Origin of the sequence: Mycobacterium sp. 852002-30065_SCH5024008 (assembly GCF_001665645.1) — a bacterium.
GTDB classification, from domain to species: domain Bacteria; phylum Actinomycetota; class Actinomycetes; order Mycobacteriales; family Mycobacteriaceae; genus Mycobacterium; species Mycobacterium paraffinicum.
This window is the reverse complement of the sequence record NZ_LZSZ01000034.1, coordinates 1-17916: the sequence shown is the minus strand read 5'-3', so window position 1 is coordinate 17916 and position 17916 is coordinate 1. Positions and strand designations below refer to the sequence as shown.

The window sequence follows — 17916 nt, the reverse complement described above, 5'->3', positions numbered from 1 at the left end:
CGACACATCAAGAGAGGCGGCGTGGCATTGCGGTGGTTGCGAGGTTTGGGCTTGGTCGGTGCTGTGCTCGTCGCCGCGACGGCGCTGGCGAACCCGGCGCAGGCCGATGCGCACGTCACGCCGGGCATCAAGGTCGAAGACGAAAACAGCTCGTGCACATCGGGTTTCGCGGCGCAGGGCAATGACGGCAGCTACTATCTGATGACCAGCGGCCACTGCGACGCCCACGACGGCTCGCAGTGGACATACGGCAATGACGTACCGCTCGGAAAAATCACCGCCAGCGAGAAAGAGGGCGACACGAGGGACGCCGCCATCATCCTCCTCGGCCCGAGCGTGGGAGCGCCCCTCGGAGATGTCGGCGGACGGTACACTGTCCGGGATGTGTTGAGCGCTAACCAAATTCGCGAAGGCATGCCTTTCTGCAAATTTGGCGCGGTCACCGGTGAGACCTGTGGTTCCGTCACACACGTAGACGGTGACGTTGTCGAAGCCAGCGTGTTCAGCCTCAATGGCGACAGCGGCAGTCCGGGTTTCGTGAAGAACCCGGACGGCACCGTGAGTGCCGTGGGTCTGTTGATGTCCTCACCCGACGGCGACGACTACACGACCTACTTCACGCTCATCGACCCGCTGCTGGGCAGGTGGGGGTTACGCGTTCTCCCTTGACAGTCAACCGCGTCTGCCCTCCTTTAACACAGCGTTTGTAACTTGCGGCTAACGGGTATCCGCGCGCCGCGGCACTGGCCGGGGCTCGCTAGGTTGACGAGGCCAATGAGTTCGTTAGTGCGACACCAGCGACACGAGGGAGAGCAGTAGTGAAGCGTGGGATCGTCGTCGGCGTGGCGGGCGTGGCCGTAGTGGTCGCGGCGTGCGCCGGCTGTTCGAGTAACAAGTCAAGCACTGGATCGTCGGGTTCCTCGTCGCCGTCAGCGGCCGGCCCGCAGGTCATCGTCGACGGTCAGACTCAGAACGTCAGCGGCCAGGTCACGTGCACGCCGGCGGGCGACAACACCAACATCGGCATCGGTGACCCGACGGCGGGGGTCGGCGCCGTGGTCAGCAACGCCAACCCGCCCATCGTGCACTCGGTCGGACTCGGCAGTGTCAACGGCATCACGCTCGGCTTTTCTGACGCGGCCCCCAATCAAGGGGGCAACGCGGGAGCCGCGGTCAACGGGAAGACCTACGCAATCAAGGGCACCGCGACCGGGCTCGACATGAGCAACCCGCAGCAACCGCAGCAGGTAACCAAGTCTTTCGAGTTGGACGTGACCTGCCCGTAGTGCAGGCGACCGAGACCCAAGAGGGGACGCAGCTATGTCTATGAAACGTGTCGTCAGCGCGGCGGCCGTCGCGGCGGGCCTGAGCATGTCCGCGGTTACTTTGAACGCGGGTTCGGCCTTCGCGGCTCCGCTCGACCCACCGCCGCCGTGCCCTGGCTGCCATGGCGGCGGCGGTGGCGGTGGCGGCGGGGGCAACCCCGGCGGACCCGGCGGGCAGCCGGGCGGGCCCGGCGGGCAGCCGGGCGGGCCCGGTGGGCAGCAGGGCGGGCCCGGCGGCGCGCAGGGTGGCCAAGACAATCCTCCCCAGGGTGGGCACGGGCAGAACCCACCGCAGGGCGGACAGAACAACAACCCGCAGCAGGGTGGGCAGAACTCGCCGGCGCCCAACCAGTACCCGCAGCAGGGCGGGCAGAACAACCCCCAGCAGGGCGGGCAGAACTCGCCGGCGCCCAACGACCACGGGCAGTACCCGCAGCAGGGCGGGCCGGGCAACCAGCCGGGTGATCACGATCAGAACGGGCCGGGTGGACAACCCAACGCGCCGGCGAGCGAGCAAAACCCGCCGCCGCCGCAGGGCAGGCAGGCCCTCAACCCGCCGAGCACCCAGCCTCCGCATCAGCCTTACGTTCCGCGCGGGACGTACGTCAGCGGTAACGCCCAGGTAGGCGGGCCCGGCGATGCGCGAGCGGGCTTCAGCATCGTCGACCACGGGGCACCGCCGCCACCCCCGCCGCGGGGTCACGGCTGGAACGACGGTCCGGCCCCCGGCCACCAGCCGCCGCACTGGGTCGGCGCGCCGCCTCCAGGGGGTTGGGACGGTCCGCCGCCTCCCGGCGGCTGGAACCGACCATGGTCCGGGCCGCAGCGTGATGTCGCCGTCGCGCAGGTCGATTTCGGGCCGTTCCAGTACGACTCCTACACCGCCATCCCGGTCTTCAACTGGCAGTTCGGCGGTTGGGGGTTCTGGTACATGGGCGTCTGGGTTCCGCTCTACTGACGGTCCGCCGGCTTAGCCGGCGCGCCGTTGGCGGGCGGCAATCGGGGGGGCGTGGCAGGCTCCGGGAATGGATGTGCGAGAGAACGTCCGCCGAGCCATCGACGTGATGACGGCTTGGACGTCCGACAGCGGCAACGAATTCGCCTGGAACCGGCTCGTCGAGAACGTGATCGATGAGCCCGACGGAGAAATCCTGCTGCTGATGGGCTTCGTCAACCTCGCGGGCGAGCTGGGGATCAAGCTGGAGAAGGCGACCGGCCAAAAGATGCGCGCTCACCTCCAAGACATCGCCCTGAAGTACCTATGAGGGGTGCGTGAACGCGATGGAGAAGCGGTTCGTCCGGGTCGGTGGTGACGGCGGCCTACTCACCATCGAGCTGACCAATTCGAAACGGCTCAACATCGTCGGCACGCGCGCCGTGGAGGAGTTGACACAGGCATTCCGCGCCGTCGACGGCGATGGTGACGTCCGGGTGGTCGTGCTGCGCGGGGCGGGGGACGCGGCGTTCATCGGGGGCGCCGACATCAACGAGATGGTCAACCTGGACCGGTCAAGCGCCGAGGCGTTCATCCGTCGGCTCGCAACCCTGTGCGAGTCGATCCGCGAATGTCCCGTCCCCGTCATCGCCCGGCTGGCCGGGTACTGCCTCGGCGGTGGGCTCGAGGTCGCGATGTGCTGCGATCTGCGGGTCGCCGAATCCGGGGCGACATTCGGCATGCCGGAAGTGGCGGTCGGCATCCCCTCGGTGATCCACTCGGCCTTGATGCCCGCGCTGATCGGGGCGTCGCACGCGGCGTGGCTCCTGCTGACCGGTGAGACAATCGACGCGGACACGGCCGTCACGTGGGGTTTGGTGCATGAGGTGGTTGCCGCCGACGCGCTCGACTCTCGCATCGCCGAACTCACTGCGAAACTCGCCGGATTCGGCCCGCACGCGGTCCGGCAGCAAAAGCGCCTGCTCAACAAGTGGTTCGACATGACGGTCCACGGGGCGATCGAGGACAGCATCGAGCAGTTCGGTCTGGCGTTCTTGACCGGAGAGCCCCAACAACACATGCGAGCGTTTCTGGCCCGCAAGAAGGACCGAGCGTAGCGGCGGCCGTACACGGCAGGTTGTGCACGAAATCCCTTGCGGCGCTTCACGAATCACTCGTGCGCACGAGGCCTTACTGCGGGTGGGTCGCCAGGTATTCCCCGACCGGGATCGGTGACGGCGCCGCGTAACCGACCGGGAGCAACACGTCGCCGGCGGTGGTGACGTAATAGACGTCCCACCGGTAGTAGGTGGGGAACGCGGCCGGGTCGGCTGCGATCAGCGCGGCGTATTGATCGACCGCCTGGACGTATTCGTGTGCGTGGTTGTAGCCGTAAATGGCGCGGTCGGGGTCGCTGGCGAAGCCGTTGGCGGCCAGGAAGCGGCCCGCCGCCATGATGCTGTCGCGAGGCGAATTGATATCGCCGCCCTGGCCGTAGGTGGCGAACGTCGACGGCAAGAACTGCATGGGGCCCTGCGCGCCGGCCGTGCTCGCGCCGTTGATGCTGCCGAAGCGGGTCTCGACCAAGTTGATCGCGGCCAGGTAGTTCCAGCCGACGCCGGTCTCCGCTTCCGCCGCGTGGTAGTCATTCGTCAGCTCGTCAGCGGGCACGGGAGGTTCGATCCGCCACGCGGGCAGTGTGTCTTTCGCGGGCGTCATCGCCTGAAGCTGGCGACGGGCATCGAGGTTACGGTCGTAGACGCCGCTTAGCTCCGGCGGGATGCGCGGCCGGGTGATCGAGTCCCATTCAGGGTGCCGCCCAATGGCGCGGTACGCGGCCTGCTCGCGGTGCGCCGCCGCCGTCAGTGCCGGCTCCGCCGTCGACGGGTCACGCAGCGCGCGCTCGTCCGCGACGAGGTCGTCCGCCAACTGGGCCGGGTCCGATGCCAGTTGGGGCTGCGCTCCTTGGGGCGGATTAGGTGCTGCGGCAACGGTTCTCGACGCGAGCGGCGCGGCGCCCGCCGTCGCTGCGGTTGAAGCGGTCACCGCCGTCGCGTTGGGCTTCGCCCCGGGGGCCGAACAGCCGATGACTGCGAACATGATGGCGCCGAGAAACACCGGCGCGATCGGAGCGACTGTAGAGTTGCGGCTCACTGGTGGTCACTTCCGTCGATTGCCCTGAATAGTCTTTCGCATCTGACCGCCTGACAGCAATGCCGTGGCCCGTATCGGCGGAGGTAGATCGCCTTAGGTAGTGGCCTCAAGGCATCCCTGAAGTGCGAAATCTCGTTGAGGGTAACCAGCTTCACGCCGAGTGGAAACTGGCGAAATCTCGGGGGGACCGGGAAATCCCCACGAGTTGCGGGTGGCCGCGGCTTATTCCAGACTTGAGAATTACCTTCCCAGCAGAGTGGACAAGCTACATGTGTGACGCCGCGGCTGAACCGACCGAGAGACGGAACGGGATTCGCCGAGCGGCCCCGGCAACGACCAAGTTCATGTCCCGTCTCATTCGTCCGGCGCTGCTTACCGCGACGGTGACGGTGCTGATCGCTGCGCCCGGTACCCGCCCTCTGCTGCCGCCGGGATGCGCGATCGGTTGGACGATGGTCGGGGGCGTGCTGATTTTCGTGCCGGACTGCACGCACCGGTCACCGGCTCCACCGCCCCCGCCGGACGGACCGCCGCCGGGTCCCGTTCCACCTCCGGCTCAGTAGGCGACGGAGCGCGGTGGGGCGGCGATCGGAAAACCCGAGGTCGGCGGTCGTCGCGTTCACGCCGCGGGTGGCCGGCCGTCAGCCGGGATCGCGCTCAGACACTCAGGGTTTCGGAGCGGCGGAATCGCTATTGGGTCGGTCGGAGAAAGTCGGAAGTTGCACCGGTTCTGCATCGCGACTGGGAGCTGACACGACCTCGGGCTCGTAGCGATGTGAAAACAAATCGGACGATGTCATGGAGCGGGTCCTCACGTTAGTTTGGCTTCAGCCCAAACGTGGTTGGCTTGGGGCGAAGAGCGATCGATTCGTGGATCTGCTCATCTCCACAAGAATTTGGCTAATCAGCAGCGCGGACACGGACTGCTGCCACCAATCTACACGCCAGAGTACGCAAAGACGGTGCGTCGAGCGCCTGGCATTCATCGACCCCAAAAACCGCGGCCTTGTAGGCCCTGGCGGAAGCAGGCCGGGGACCCCTTAACGTGCTGTGGGCTGGTGGGGAACCCCCCACCAGCCCACACGGAGTAGAACTCGCACTAGACGGCGGTCACTCCGACTGCCTGCGGACCCTTGGCCCCCTGCTCGACGCTGAACTCAACTCGCTGGTTTTCCTCCAGCGACTTGTAGCCGTTGCCCTGGATTTCCGAGTAGTGGACGAACACGTCTGCCGCGCCGCCGTCCGGAGCGATAAAACCGAAGCCTTTTTCGCTGTTAAACCACTTCACAGTTCCCTGTGTCATACCTTCAACTTCTCTCATTTTGAACGGATGCCGACGGGCATCCCGGGCAAGCGTACCACGTGCGGTGGCTATAAACTGTAATCGACTGCGCCAGAGGGTTTTTCATGCCTCCAAGGCTGGTGAGCGACCAAAGGACTCTCGACTGCCTCCGCTGACCAGCACGATTACGGAATCCGGGCCTGGGCGTTGCGCCAGCTCGACGGGGCATCCAAGAGGTCCAAATTGCCGGTGCGGCGGCCGGCTCCCAGCGGGTCTCCCCGTGCTCGGCGGCGCTCGCGGCGGCGTCAAGAACGCTGCGTGGTGGCCGTGCGGGTGCGCCGTCATCGGCCCGTATTGACCGGGGCTTGTGACGTCGTCCTGACGCGCTCAAACTGGTTATATGCGCGACCGCGAGACCATCGATTCAGAATTGCGGCGCATCGCGCTCGGGCGACGAGCGGTCCGAGAGCACGGCGGCGAGCCGTCGTCCCGAGAGGTGGACGAACTGCTCGACGAGCTCCTGGCCCACAGCACCGGGGCGCCTCTTCCCGCTGCGGCGAAAGCCTACGAAACCGATGCTGCCGCCAACACCGGGTCGGCCGGCGGCAGAATCGGCACCACGCTTCGCCGGCGTAAGGGCGTGCCGTGGCACCTGGGCCTGCTCGCGGCGTTGCCGCTATCTCTGGTGGCCGTCGCCGCCGCAGTGGTGGTGATGTTTTCGGTCCACCGCCAGGATTCACCGGCGCAGCAGGCGGAAACGCCGCCGTCGGCCGCGCCCGCACCCAAACCCGTTGCGCCGCAAGCACCTACTTCGCGCATCGAGATAGCCGACGCGGCGTTCATCGCCGCGTTGAAGCACGAAGGCGTACCGGTCCCCAGCCGCGAATACGTGATAACCCAGGGTCATGCGGTCTGCGACTTCCTGGCGCGCCAACCCAATTTCGCCGACGCGGTCGAATTCGTGCAGCGATCGTCGATTTGGGACGCCAACCAAAGCACCGAAGTCACCGCGGGCGCCATCGTCGCGTACTGCCCTCAGTCTCAACCTGCCACCCCGGCTGACTTGTCGCCGGCCTACCAGAGCGCTCTCTCCGATCTGCAGGCAATCGAGGGAAAGCTGCAAGGCATCCAAGGGGACCTGCAAGGTATCCACCGAGATCTGGAAGGCGTCCCCGGCCCGCCATAATCGGGGTGGTGGTCGCCTTCGCCCGGCCAGGAAAATTGGCGTGCGGAGCCCCCGAACTCGCCGACTGGTTTTGGGTTGAGTTCGCGTCAATAAGGCTACTTCGGCCTCTTCCGTAGCAACAGGGTCAGGGCTACGATCTCCCTGCACGGAGACATGTGATGCTCAGCATAGCTAACCGTTTGGCACTCATCGGCCCAGCCGTATTCACGCTGGCGGTCACCATGACGTCCCTATCGCCGGCGATAGGGAGGGCCGCTGAATGTGGCGAAGGCACGGTCTACGACGCACCATCCGATACCTGTGTGGTTCTCGCGCAGGCGGCCCAACCAGTAGCGCCGCCACCGGCGGCTCCACCGCCACCTCCGCCGCCCGCCTGGGGTGGCTACTACGGCCCCAGGCCATACGTCTCGGCCAGCATCTGCGCGCCGATTCCATTCATCCATATCTGCGCCGGAATCTGACAGCGCCGACCGGCGGTGATGCCTACCGGCCCAGGTAGACGTCGCACGTTCAGCTAGGGAGCCCCCTGTCAGGATTGAACTGACGACCGCTCGCTTACAAGGCGAGTGCTCTACCACTGAGCTAAGGAGGCGGGATCAAGCCGGTCCAAGCCTAATCGGTCACTCGCCGCCGTCGATGACGCGCGTTGAGCGCACCGCCCGGGACGAAGGGCGCCGCCGGCCCGGCAGCGGGATGCGGTCGGCGATGTTGCTCAGCGGGTTGACCACCATGGTGAGCGCGACGACGGCGTCCTGCAGCGTGCCGATCGCGGGCTCCAGCGCTTCCATCCCGGGCGTCAGTCGCGCCAGAGTGTCGGCGACGTCGGCGAGCTGGTCCAGCGGCCCGTTCCTCGCCGTCAGCTTGTCGACCAGGCCACCCTCGCTGAGCAGCCGGTCGGCCAGCCCATCCTCGGCCAGCAGTCGCTCGATCAACCCGTCCTCGGAGACAAGCTGATCGGCCAGGCCGCCGGGCTGCAGCGTGCGGTGTAGGCCTCCGCCCTCCTCGGTCAGGCGGTCCAGGAGACCGCCGTCCGACGTCAGCATGTCGACCAACCCGCCCGGGCGCAGCAGCCGGTCGATCGGTCCCTCCGGCGCCACGGCCCGTCCCAGAGGCGCGTCGTCGTCCAGTAGCCGGGCGAGCCGGTTGGCGCGAACGATCGCGTCGTCGATTCCCAGCATGGAAGTCATGGCGTTCGTTCCGCCGGTCCCACTATCACCCAGCGCCCGTTTCGCCAGACCCACCGCCGCGGTGGCGACGGTCAGGCCGGCGTCCGCGGCGGCGAGCCCGACGCGGGCCGGGGCGGTCGCGGCCAAGACGATCCGTGCGGCGAGGTTCATCCCACGAGTTTATTCGCGACGCGACCCCGTTGACCCGCGCAGGTCCAAGCCGATGTGATGATTCCTGGCAGACTACACTCAGAGGGTTGGCACTGAGCTTTCAGCAACCACACAAGATTCACATAGGAAACGTTCAACAAGAGGCAGAACCTGATGACCGCGGCAACCCCAAGTGAAACGAAACCGGAGGCTCGCGTCCTCGTCGTCGACGACGAGGCCAACATCGTCGAGCTGCTCTCGGTGAGCCTCAAGTTCCAGGGGTTCGAGGTCTACACCGCGACCAACGGCGCCCAAGCCCTGGATCGGGCCCGGGAAGCCCGCCCCGACGCGGTGATCCTGGACGTGATGATGCCCGGCATGGACGGATTCGGGGTGCTGCGGCGTCTGCGTGCCGACGGCATCGACGCCCCGGCGCTGTTCCTGACGGCCCGCGATTCACTGCAGGACAAGATCGCCGGCCTGACCCTGGGCGGCGACGACTACGTGACCAAGCCCTTCAGCCTGGAGGAAGTCGTCGCCCGGCTGCGGGTCATCCTCCGGCGCGCCGGCAAGGGCGGAGCGGAGCCCCGCAGCGCCCGGCTGACCTTCGCCGACATCGAACTCGACGAGGAGACCCACGAGGTGTGGAAGGCCGGCGAACCGGTCTCCCTCTCGCCGACCGAGTTCACGCTGCTGCGTTACTTTGTGATCAACGCGGGCACGGTCTTGAGCAAGCCCAAGATCCTCGACCACGTGTGGCGATATGACTTCGGAGGTGACGTCAATGTCGTCGAGTCCTACGTGTCGTATCTGCGTCGCAAGATCGATACCGGCGAGAAGCGGCTGCTGCATACCCTGCGTGGAGTGGGCTATGTGTTGCGGGAACCACGCTGAGCCCGCGCTCGGTCATCAGCGTTAGCGAAGAATCATTCACATGGCCAAACAGCATCGACGTGGATTGCCGCTCCGGGTAGGGCTGGTCGCCGCCACCCTAGTGCTGGTGGCGTGCGGGCTGGCAGTCTCGGGCATCGCGGTCACGTCGATCCTGCGGCACAGCCTGGTCGCCCGGATCGACCAGACGCTGCTAGACGCGTCGCGCGGTTGGGCGCAGAACCCGCGGCGACAGTCAGCGCCGCCCTACGAGGGCCCCGACCCCGGCCGGCCACCGTCGAAGTTCTACGTGCGTGGCGTCGGTATCGACGGCACCCCGTTCACCGCCATCAACGACCGCAACTCCGAACCGGCATTGCCGCCCAACAACGACGTCGGCCCCAATCCGACGACGCTGCCGTCGGTCAACGGGTCCGACATCCAGTGGCGCGCGGTGTCGGTGCGCGGCCCGCACGGCCTGACGACCGTGGCGATCGACCTGTCCGATGTCCAGCACACCGTCAGCTCGCTGGTCTGGTTGCAGATCGGCATCGGGGTGGCGGTGCTGGTCGTGGTCGGCATCGCCGGCTTCGCGGTCGTGCAGCGCAGCCTGCGGCCGCTGTCCGAGGTCGAACAAACTGCCGCGGCGATAGCCGCCGGCCAGCTGGATCGCCGTGTCCCGGAACGTGATCCCCGCACCGAGGTCGGCCGGCTGTCCCTCGCCCTCAACGGAATGCTTGCGCAGATCCAGGAAGCGCTCGCGTCCTCGGAGTCGTCGGCCGAGAAGGCCCGCGGTTCCGAGGAGCGGATGCGGCGGTTCATCACCGACGCCAGCCACGAGCTGCGCACCCCGCTGACGACCATCCGGGGCTTCGCGGAGTTGTATCGGCAGGGCGCCGCGCGCGACGTCGCCATGCTGTTGTCGCGCATCGAAAGCGAAGCCAGCCGGATGGGGCTGCTGGTCGACGACCTGCTGCTGTTGGCCCGCCTGGATGTGCAGCGACCGCTTGAGCACAACCGGGTCGACCTGCTGGCGCTGGCCAGCGACGCCGTGCACGACGCGCAGGCGATGGACCCCAAACGCACCATTGCCATGGAAGTGCTCGACGGCCCTGGCACCCCGGAGGTGCTCGGAGACGAACCGCGGATCCGACAGGTGCTGAGCAACCTGGTCGCGAATGCCTTGCAGCACACCCCCGAGCGCGCCGACGTCACCGTCCGGGTCGGCACCGAGGGGGACGACGCCGTGCTCGAAGTGGCCGACAAGGGTCCCGGCATGACCGAGCAGGACGCGTCGCGCGTGTTCGAACGCTTCTATCGCACCGACTCGTCGCGGGCACGTGCCAGCGGCGGTACCGGACTGGGGCTATCGATCGTCGACTCGCTGGTGCGTGCGCATGGCGGCGCCGTCACGGTGACGACCGCGCCCGGGGAGGGCTGCTGTTTCCGCGTCACGCTGCCGCGCGTCAGCGAAGTGCCGGCGCAGGAACCGGTTCACGCCAATTGAGCCAGGGCGGCCTTGATTTTGGCCTGCGCCTCGTCCAGGGACTCCGGTGACGGGTTGCGGTCGACGTTGGCGAAACCGAAGTCGCTCAGGCGGCGGGTGGGGAACACGTGCACATGTAGATGAGGCACCTCCAGCCCGGCGATGATCACCCCCGCCCGCTCAGTCTTGAAGGCCTTGCACACGGCCTTGCCGATGAGCTGACTCACGCTCATGATCCGGGCGAACGTCGCGCCGTCGACGTCCTGCCACTGATCGATTTCGGCCCGCGGCACCACCAACGTGTGCCCTTGGGTCATGGGCTCGATCGTCAAGAACGCGACGACGTCGTCGTCCTCGTAGACGAAGCGGCCGGGAAGTTCACGGTTGATGATCTTGGTGAAGATCGACGCCATGGCCCCAGCATAGGGGCGACAAGGTTTTCGCCTCGGGCCGCGCCCGCGTCAGTCCTCCTGGCCGAACTCCATGACGTCGAGGTTCCAGTAGCCCCGCATGTTGGTGATCAGTCCCGCTTCGTTGACCTTGTAGGTGAACACGCCACGCACCTTACTGGTCATGCCGCCCTCAAACTTGCTCTGCAGCACCAGAATATGAGCGATTTCGTCGGGTGAGCTCGACGGGAAAGTCTCCTCGCAAGTGATAGTCAGCTGGTTCTTGGCGATGTTGTTGTCGAAAAACTCGCCGACGGCTGCCTTGCCGCGCACGCCGGTGCCGTCGGGGTTGGTGACGGACTTGCCGATCGGGTCCTCGATGACCACATCGTCGGTCATCAGCGCCAGCCAGCCGTCCCGATCTTTGGCTTGTGCGCAGCGCCATGAGGACTGCGACGCGGTCAGTGCCGGGGATTGGGCGGTTTGCGTCATGGTTATCTCTCCTGTCACTAGATTGCGCACGCGGCGCGCGCGCCTTCCTCGGTGGCTTTGCGGATCAGCCCGAGCCCGGTGCAGTCGCCGGCGGCGTGCACCTGGACGCCGGGCAGGGCGGCGACCAGCGCGTCGAACATCGTGGCGTCGGGTTCGACCGTGCCGGCCAGCACGACGCTGTCGGCCTCCAGCTGCCGGGCGGTGCCACCGGCCGGGGTGAACACCACCGCTTCGGGGGTGATCCGATCCACGGTGGCCCGCACATGCACGGTGACGCCCAGCCGGTCGAGGCGATCCATGTGTTCAGTCTTGCGTTTGTTGCCCACCTCCGGGGCGATGCTTTTTCCGGATTCGAGTATCGACACCAGCCGGCCCCGGCTCGCCAGGAATTCGGCCAGTTCAAGGGCGACCAGGTCACCGCCGATGATGGCGACCCGACGTCCGACCGGCATCCAGGCGCGGCTGACCATCCGGACCGCGGCAGGCCGCACCAGCCGCTGCCGCCACCCGCCCAGCGCGGAAGCCCCCAGCCGTTGCCAGGCCGGTGCACCGGATTCGGCTCGCCCACCCAGCAATTCGCGCAACCCGGGCCCCGTGTGTACGTGCGGTAGATCGGATCCGGGGATCGCCGGCACGGCGACCCTGCCGCCGGTCGCCACCACCACCGCATCCGGGCCGGCATCGACGACGTCTTGAGACGAAACCGATTGACCCAGGCGGACTTCCACGCTGCTGAGCTTGATCTCCTCGCGCAGGTAGCGCAGGAAAGGCTCATTCTCCGGATGCAGAACCGCCGCCCAGCGCAGCGCGCCGCCCAACGCGGCGCTGCGTTCGAAAAGCGTGACGCGGTGTCCCCGTTCGGCGGCCACCCGGGCGGCCTCCAGCCCGGCGGGCCCGCCGCCGATCACCACCACGCGCTTGGTGCGCGCGGCGGGAGTCGCCGCCATTTCGCGCTCCTTGCCGGTGCGTGGATTGACGGCGCAGTCGACAGAGAAGCGCAGTTCCATTGCATCGATGCAGTTTTCACAGGAGATGCACTTGCGAATCCGGTGTGCCTGCCCGTCGTGCAGTTTGCGCGGCAGCTCGGGGTCGGCCAGCAGCGGGCGGCCCATCGCGATGAAATCGGCGCGTCCGTCGGCCAGAATTCGTTCCGCCCGCGCCGGATCGTGGATGCGGCCGACGGCGATCACGGGCACGTCGACCACCTGCTTGACCGCGGCCGCGGCCCCGACGTTGAGCCCGTCGCCGTCGTCGGCACCGTTGACCATCCCGGTCACCAACCGGTCGATCACCCCGCCGCTGACGTGGAACGCGTTGACACCCGCGGCCACGAATTCCGGCGCCAGCTGCGCGGTCTCGAAGATCGGCCGGCCACCCGCGACCCGTTCGTAGCCCGAGATGCGCAGCGTGATCGGCAGGGCGTCACCGATCTCGGAACGGATCGCGGCCAGCGCATCGAGGACCACCCGCGCCCGGCCGCGCACCGAATCACCGCGATAGTCATCGGTGCGGCGATTGCGTTGCGGCGCAAGGAAGGAGCCCAGCAGCATGTAGCCGTGCGCGGCGTGCAGCTCGATGCCGTCATACCCGGCCTCGACGGCACGCCGCGCCGCGGCCTTGAACAAATCGAACACTCCGCACAGCTGCTGCTTGCTGATCTCGACCGACGGGTGCCCGGTGAGGTAGGAGGGAATCACCGACGGGCCCAATGACGTGACACCGAAGATCTCGGGCCCCAGGCCATCGGGACCGGCATGCACGATTTGTGGCTGGATCTTGGCCCCGTGCTCGTGCACCACCTCCACGAGCGCCCGATGCGCGTCGACCGATTCGTCGGTGGCCAGGTGCAACCCGCCGGGAGTCTCCGGGTGCTGGTGGTCGATCCCGGTGGCGCCCAGCGTGATCAGGCCGACGCCGCCCTTGGCGCGTGCGGCGAAGTAGTCGCGGGTGCGCTCGGACGGCAGCCCATCAGGCGTGCCGTACATGGTCTCCATCGGAGACATGACCACGCGGTTGCGCACCGTCATGGCGCCGATCCGTCCCGGCGCCAGCAGATGCCCGAACCCCGTCACTCGGGACCCAGTCGGTTGGGGCGGCAGTTACCTGTCGGCGTCCGTGTACCGGATGACGCCGCGAATATTCTTGCCGCTCAGCATGTCCTGGTAGCCCTCGTTGATCTGCTCCAGGCGGTACTGGGTGGTGACCATGTCGTCCAGGTTCAGCTTGCCGGCCTTGTACATCGACAGCAGCTGCGGGATGTCGTACTGCGGGTTGCCGCCGCCGAAGATGGTGCCCTGCAGGTTCTTCTGCATCAGGGTGAGCATCGCCAGGTTGAGGTTGACGTTGGTGTCCAGCAGGCTGCCGATGGCGGTCAGCACGCAGGTGCCGCCCTTTTGGGTGATGTTGAGGTAGTTGTCGACGTCGGCGCCGTGCAGCTCCCCGACCGTGACCACGACCTTGTGGGCCATCAGCCCGTAAGTGACCTCCATGATGCCCATCAGCGCCGCGTTGATGTCGGGATAGACGTGGGTCGCACCGAATTTCAGCGCCTGGTCGCGCTTCCATTCGACCGGGTCGATCGCGAAGATGTAGCGTGCGCCGGCGTTGACGGCGCCCTGCAGCGCTGCCATGCCAACCCCGCCGACACCGACGATGGCGACGTCCTGGCCCGGCCGGATGTCGGCGGTGCGGACCGCCGAGCCGTACCCGGTGGTGACGCCGCAGCCGACCAAGGCGGCAACCTCGAAGGGGACCGACGGGTCGATCTTCACCACGGAGCTGCGGTGGACCACCATGTACGGCGAGAACGTGCCCAGCAGCGTCATGGGGAAGACGTTCTGACCTTTTGCCTGGATGCGGAACGTGCCGTCGGAGACCGCGGCACCGCCGAGCAGTCCGGCCCCCAGGTCGCACAGGTTGCGCATGCCGGCCTGACACGTCGGGCACTGCCCGCAGGACGGGATGAAGGACAGCACCACGTGGTCGCCGGGGGCGATGTCTTCGACGCCCGGACCGACCTCGGTGACGATGCCGGCACCCTCATGCCCGCCGAGCACCGGGAAACCGGCCATCGGGATTCCGCCGGTGACGAGGTGATGATCGGAGTGGCACATGCCGGCCGCTTCCATCTGGATCTTGACCTCATGCGCTTGCGGGTCGCCGATCTCGATTTCCTCGATGGACCAGGGCTGGTTGAACTCCCAGATCAGTGCGCCTTTTGTCTTCACGATGGTCCTGACCCCATTTCGCCTTTGAATCGATCAGAGCTGGCCGGCCCCTTCATGCCGGACAACTTGGTGACGGGCGCCACAGGCACCCTTGTCGCGTCAGCATAGCGCGTGCAACAAATCAAATGCTTGGTTGGTCCGCCACTGGCTCCGGTCACCAGATCGGCACCGGTGCCTGGCCGAGCGGGTAGTAGCCCGGCAGCTTCTCGCCGGCGATGCTGCGCTCGATCCGCTTCTGCATGCCGGAGCTGAGGTCGCCGGATTCGATGAGTTTGCCGAACATGTACGCGACATGACCGAAGTCGAAGAAGTCCCGCTGCCACTCGATGAGGTTGTCGGCGTTGAGGCGGAACCAACTGCCGCCGATGCCGTAGATCTCGTCCTGGGTGCCGTCGGACTTGTTGACGATCTGCTTCCAGAAGCCGACGATCTCGCCCTGCTTCTCGTCGATGAGCACCTTCTGGTAGTCGTACACCCAGTTCTCCAGGCCCTCCATCTCCAGGCCGAGGGCGATGTCGCGGATCTCGTCGATGCCGACGCACATCACGTCTTCCTTGGGGCCGATGTTCCAGCCGTAGGTGGCGTCCTGGGTGTAGAAGTCCGCCAACGGCCGCCAGTCACCGGCCTTCTCGCAGTCCTTGTTGGCTTGCAGCCAGCGGTCGACCCATGCCTCGAGTTCCTCGCGTGACGCCATTATTGGTCTTCTTTCTCTCTGATGAACAGTGCATGCGTTGGGCACAAATCGACCGCGCGCTCGACTTCGTCGCGGGCGTCTTCGGGCGGTTCGGGGTCGACGATTTCGACCTTGCCCCGCTTGGGCACCCGGAAGTAGTCCGGCGCCTCCAGTTCGCACATGGCATGGCCCTGACACAAATCCAGATCGGCTTCGATCCTGAATCCCATGGGAGAACCTACTTCTGGCGCTTGCGATAGCGGACTTTTGCCGGCCGGGCGAGCTGGACGACCATCTTGGAGTGGTCGTTGTGGTAGCTGTCGGCCGGCTGCGCCATCTCGAATTCGTACTCGCGCAGCAAAACCGAGAAGATCGCCTTGATCTGCATCTGGGCGAAGGCGGCGCCGACGCACCGGTGTCGCCCCGCGCCGAACGGAATCCAGGTCCACCGGTTGACGATGTCGGCCTGCTCGGGCTTGTTGTAGCGGTCGGGCTTGAAGGCATCCGGATCGGGGAAGTCCTCGGGGATCCGGTTGCTGATCGCCGGGGACGCGGCGACGTAGTCGCCCTTGTGGATCGGGAAACCCTCGACCTCGAACTCGCCCTGGGCCACCCGCATCAAGATGATCAGCGGCGGGTGCAGCCGTAGGGTCTCCTTAACCACGTTATCCAGCTTCGGAATCGACCGCAGCGCATGGAAACTCACCTCTTGGCCGTCGGCGTAGAGCTCCTCGAGCTCGGCGAGCACCTCGGCGTACACATCGGGGTGGCGGATCAACTCGATCAACGTCCACGCCGAGGTCCCCGAGCTGGTGTGGTGCCCCGCGAACATCAGCGAGATGAACATGCCGGTGACCTCGTCGGCCGAGAACCGGGGATTGCCGCCTTCGTCCTTGATCGAGACCAGCACGTCGAGCATGTCGCGGTCGCCCTTGTCCTTCGGCGGATTCGCCAGCCGCTGGTCCATGATCTCCTGCACCAGCGCAACGAGTTTGACGCGCGCCTGGTCACGTCGTTTGAAGCTCTCGATTGGCAGGTAGGGATCGACGTAGCACAGCGGGTCGGTGCCGCGTTCCAGCTCGTGGTAGTACTCCGCGAACCGGTGGTCGAGCTGTTCACGGAACTTCAACCCGATCAGGCAGGCGGTCGAGGTGTAGATGGTCAGCTCCGCGAAGAAGTCGAGCAGCTCGATCTCGCCCTCGTCGCCCCAGTTGGCGATCATCTTCTTGACTTCGCCCTCAATGGTGCTGGCGTGGCCCTTCATCTGCTCGCCGCGCAACGCCGAGTTGTGCAACATCTCCTTGCGCCGCTCGGGGCTGGCGTCGAAAACCACACCCTTGCCGAAGATCGGCGTCATGAACGGGTAGGCCTCGGCCTGGTCCAGATCCTCGTCCGCGGAGCGGAAGAAGAATTCGTTTGCGCCCGCGCCGGACAGCAGGATGACGTGTTTGTCGACCAGCTGGAACCAGCCGACGTCGCCGCACTCGTCCCGGACGCGCTTCATCAGACCGATTGGGTCGGTACGGAATTCCTCGAGGTGACCGTGCTCTTCCTCGCCGCCGGAAACCCGCGGCACAATCGCGGTGGTTGTCATGACGGCATCCCCTCCTCGCCGAGTGCGAGCTTCTGTCGATCTTTTTTGTCGACCAACGGGGCTTCGGGCTGAAGCTCCATGTTCGCGATGAACCCACCGCGCGGTGTCTCGGCGACGAACGTGATGGCGCGCGCCAGGTCCGCCGCCCGCAGGAAGTAGTCATGGCGCGCCTGGCCCCACTTGGCCCAGTCCTCCAGTGCGGGGCCGATCTTCTCGGCCGGCAGGCTCCAGCCCATCGAGGTCTTCGTCGGGCCGGGGTGCACGATCGAGGCCCGCACGCCGGTGCCCTCGAGCTCCATCTGGAAGTTGGTGACCATCGCCACGAGAGCGGCCTTGGCCGCGCCGTAGGCGCCCATGTGCGGCCGCTGGCGCAGGGCCACGTCGGAGCCGACGAAGATCAAATCGCCACGCTGGCGCTCCAGCATTCCCGGCAGCACCGCAGCGGCCAGCCGGTTGGCACCGACGAGGTGGATCTGCAGTTGCGACTCGAACTCGTCGGTGGTGATCTCGGCGAGTTTGCCGAAGTACGTGTCACCGGCGCCGGCCACCAGCACCTCGATGTCGCCCAGTGCGTCGACCGACTGCGCGACAAAGGATTTCACCGAGTTCGGATCGGTGACGTCCAGGTGGAATCCGACCGCCTCGCCGCCTTCGGCGTTGATCTTGCCGACGATGTCGTTGAGCTTCTCGACGCGGCGCGCGCCCAGCGCGACCGGGAAGCCGTGCGCCGCGAGTTCGATGGCGGTGGCCTCTCCGATGCCGGACGAGGCGCCGGCCACGATGGCCGGCCGGCGTTCGGGCAGGGGGTCAAAGCGGGGCATTCAGCGGACCTCCACGGTCATTGGTAGGTGAGCGAATCCGCGGACATTGCTGGAGTGGACGCGGACGGCGTTGGCCTCGTCCACCTCATATCCGCGGATTCGCTTGAACAACTCGGTGAGCGCGACCCGGGCTTCCATCCGCGCCAGATGCGCGCCCAGGCAGAAAT

Annotated in this window: 18 protein-coding genes, 1 tRNA gene and 3 pseudogenes; 9 read left to right on the top strand and 13 right to left on the bottom strand. The window is 66.6% G+C overall.

All coding sequences use genetic code 11. From position 1 onward, the window contains the following. Positions 1-21: 21 nt before the first annotated feature. From A5781_RS04095 to A5781_RS04075, 5 genes are all read left to right on the top strand, one after another. Complete coding sequence (locus tag A5781_RS04095) at positions 22-669, top strand: S1 family peptidase (protein WP_067201596.1); 648 nt, start codon at positions 22-24, stop codon at positions 667-669. Positions 670-818: 149 nt separating this feature from the next. Then, positions 819-1286, top strand: a complete 468-nt coding sequence (locus A5781_RS04090; RefSeq protein WP_067201591.1) for a lipoprotein LpqH — start codon at positions 819-821, stop codon at positions 1284-1286. Between the two features lie 40 nt (positions 1287-1326). Continuing rightward, positions 1327-2283, top strand: coding sequence for an MAP_0585 family protein (locus A5781_RS04085; RefSeq protein WP_067201588.1), 957 nt, complete (start codon positions 1327-1329; stop codon positions 2281-2283). Between the two features lie 67 nt (positions 2284-2350). Beyond that, a complete protein-coding gene (locus A5781_RS04080) occupies positions 2351-2590 on the top strand; it encodes a hypothetical protein (RefSeq protein WP_066955110.1) in 240 nt (79 codons plus the stop codon). Between the two features lie 16 nt (positions 2591-2606). After that, entirely contained in the window at positions 2607-3377 is a 771-nt protein-coding gene (locus tag A5781_RS04075) for an enoyl-CoA hydratase (protein WP_067201680.1), read from the top strand. Positions 3378-3450: 73 nt separating this feature from the next. Here the strand turns inward: A5781_RS04075 and A5781_RS04070 are convergent, their stop codons facing one another. Then, a complete protein-coding gene (locus A5781_RS04070; protein ID WP_067201585.1) occupies positions 3451-4413 on the bottom strand; it encodes a lytic transglycosylase domain-containing protein in 963 nt (320 codons plus the stop codon). 344 nt (positions 4414-4757) lie between these two features. Between A5781_RS04070 and A5781_RS25795 the strand changes: the two genes are divergently transcribed. Next, entirely contained in the window at positions 4758-4976 is a 219-nt protein-coding gene (locus tag A5781_RS25795; RefSeq protein ID WP_197503692.1) for a hypothetical protein, read from the top strand. Between the two features lie 536 nt (positions 4977-5512). On the opposite strand, the gene A5781_RS04065 is transcribed toward A5781_RS25795, so the two are convergent. Continuing rightward, positions 5513-5716, bottom strand: coding sequence for a cold-shock protein (locus A5781_RS04065; RefSeq protein WP_067201582.1), 204 nt, complete (start codon positions 5714-5716; stop codon positions 5513-5515). 379 nt (positions 5717-6095) lie between these two features. On the opposite strand from A5781_RS04065, the gene A5781_RS04060 reads away from it, so the two are divergent. Further along, positions 6096-6881: a DUF732 domain-containing protein gene (locus A5781_RS04060; RefSeq protein ID WP_067201579.1), complete on the top strand. Its 786-nt coding sequence runs from the start codon at positions 6096-6098 to the stop codon at positions 6879-6881. Positions 6882-7401: 520 nt separating this feature from the next. On the opposite strand, the gene A5781_RS04055 is transcribed toward A5781_RS04060, so the two are convergent. Further along, a tRNA-Thr gene (locus A5781_RS04055) sits at positions 7402-7473 on the bottom strand. A gap of 28 nt (positions 7474-7501) precedes the next feature. Next, complete coding sequence (locus A5781_RS04050; protein WP_067201576.1) at positions 7502-8218, bottom strand: hypothetical protein; 717 nt, start codon at positions 8216-8218, stop codon at positions 7502-7504. Between the two features lie 153 nt (positions 8219-8371). Between A5781_RS04050 and phoP the strand changes: the two genes are divergently transcribed. After that, positions 8372-9091 (top strand): two-component system response regulator PhoP, encoded by a 720-nt coding sequence (gene phoP, locus A5781_RS04045; RefSeq protein WP_067201572.1) that lies wholly within the window; start codon positions 8372-8374, stop codon positions 9089-9091. Positions 9092-9131: 40 nt separating this feature from the next. Then, positions 9132-10590 (top strand): annotated as a pseudogene (locus A5781_RS04040) (sensor histidine kinase). Between the two features lie 85 nt (positions 10591-10675). Here the strand turns inward: A5781_RS04040 and A5781_RS04035 are convergent. The 9 genes and pseudogenes from A5781_RS04035 to A5781_RS25450 all read right to left on the bottom strand — a co-directional run. Next, a pseudogene (locus tag A5781_RS04035) lies at positions 10676-10966 on the bottom strand (HIT family protein); the annotation flags it as partial. 48 nt (positions 10967-11014) lie between these two features. Continuing rightward, entirely contained in the window at positions 11015-11434 is a 420-nt protein-coding gene (locus A5781_RS04030; protein WP_067201563.1) for a ketosteroid isomerase family protein, read from the bottom strand. Positions 11435-11451: 17 nt separating this feature from the next. Then, positions 11452-13506, bottom strand: a complete 2055-nt coding sequence (locus A5781_RS04025) for an FAD-dependent oxidoreductase (protein WP_067201560.1) — start codon at positions 13504-13506, stop codon at positions 11452-11454. A 27-nt stretch (positions 13507-13533) separates the two neighbouring features. Beyond that, complete coding sequence (locus tag A5781_RS04020; protein ID WP_067201556.1) at positions 13534-14661, bottom strand: NDMA-dependent alcohol dehydrogenase; 1128 nt, start codon at positions 14659-14661, stop codon at positions 13534-13536. 154 nt (positions 14662-14815) lie between these two features. Beyond that, a complete protein-coding gene (locus A5781_RS04015) occupies positions 14816-15355 on the bottom strand; it encodes a hypothetical protein (protein ID WP_067201552.1) in 540 nt (179 codons plus the stop codon). After that, positions 15355-15564 (bottom strand): ferredoxin, encoded by a 210-nt coding sequence (locus A5781_RS04010; RefSeq protein ID WP_067201549.1) that lies wholly within the window; start codon positions 15562-15564, stop codon positions 15355-15357. The genes A5781_RS04015 and A5781_RS04010 overlap by 1 nt, the downstream gene beginning before the upstream one ends. An 8-nt stretch (positions 15565-15572) precedes the next feature. Then, positions 15573-16928, bottom strand: a complete 1356-nt coding sequence (locus A5781_RS04005; RefSeq protein WP_067201546.1) for a cytochrome P450 — start codon at positions 16926-16928, stop codon at positions 15573-15575. Then, positions 16925-17749 (bottom strand): SDR family oxidoreductase, encoded by an 825-nt coding sequence (locus A5781_RS04000; protein WP_067201542.1) that lies wholly within the window; start codon positions 17747-17749, stop codon positions 16925-16927. The genes A5781_RS04005 and A5781_RS04000 overlap by 4 nt, the downstream gene beginning before the upstream one ends. Beyond that, a pseudogene (locus tag A5781_RS25450) lies at positions 17750-17916 on the bottom strand (cytochrome P450); the annotation flags it as partial.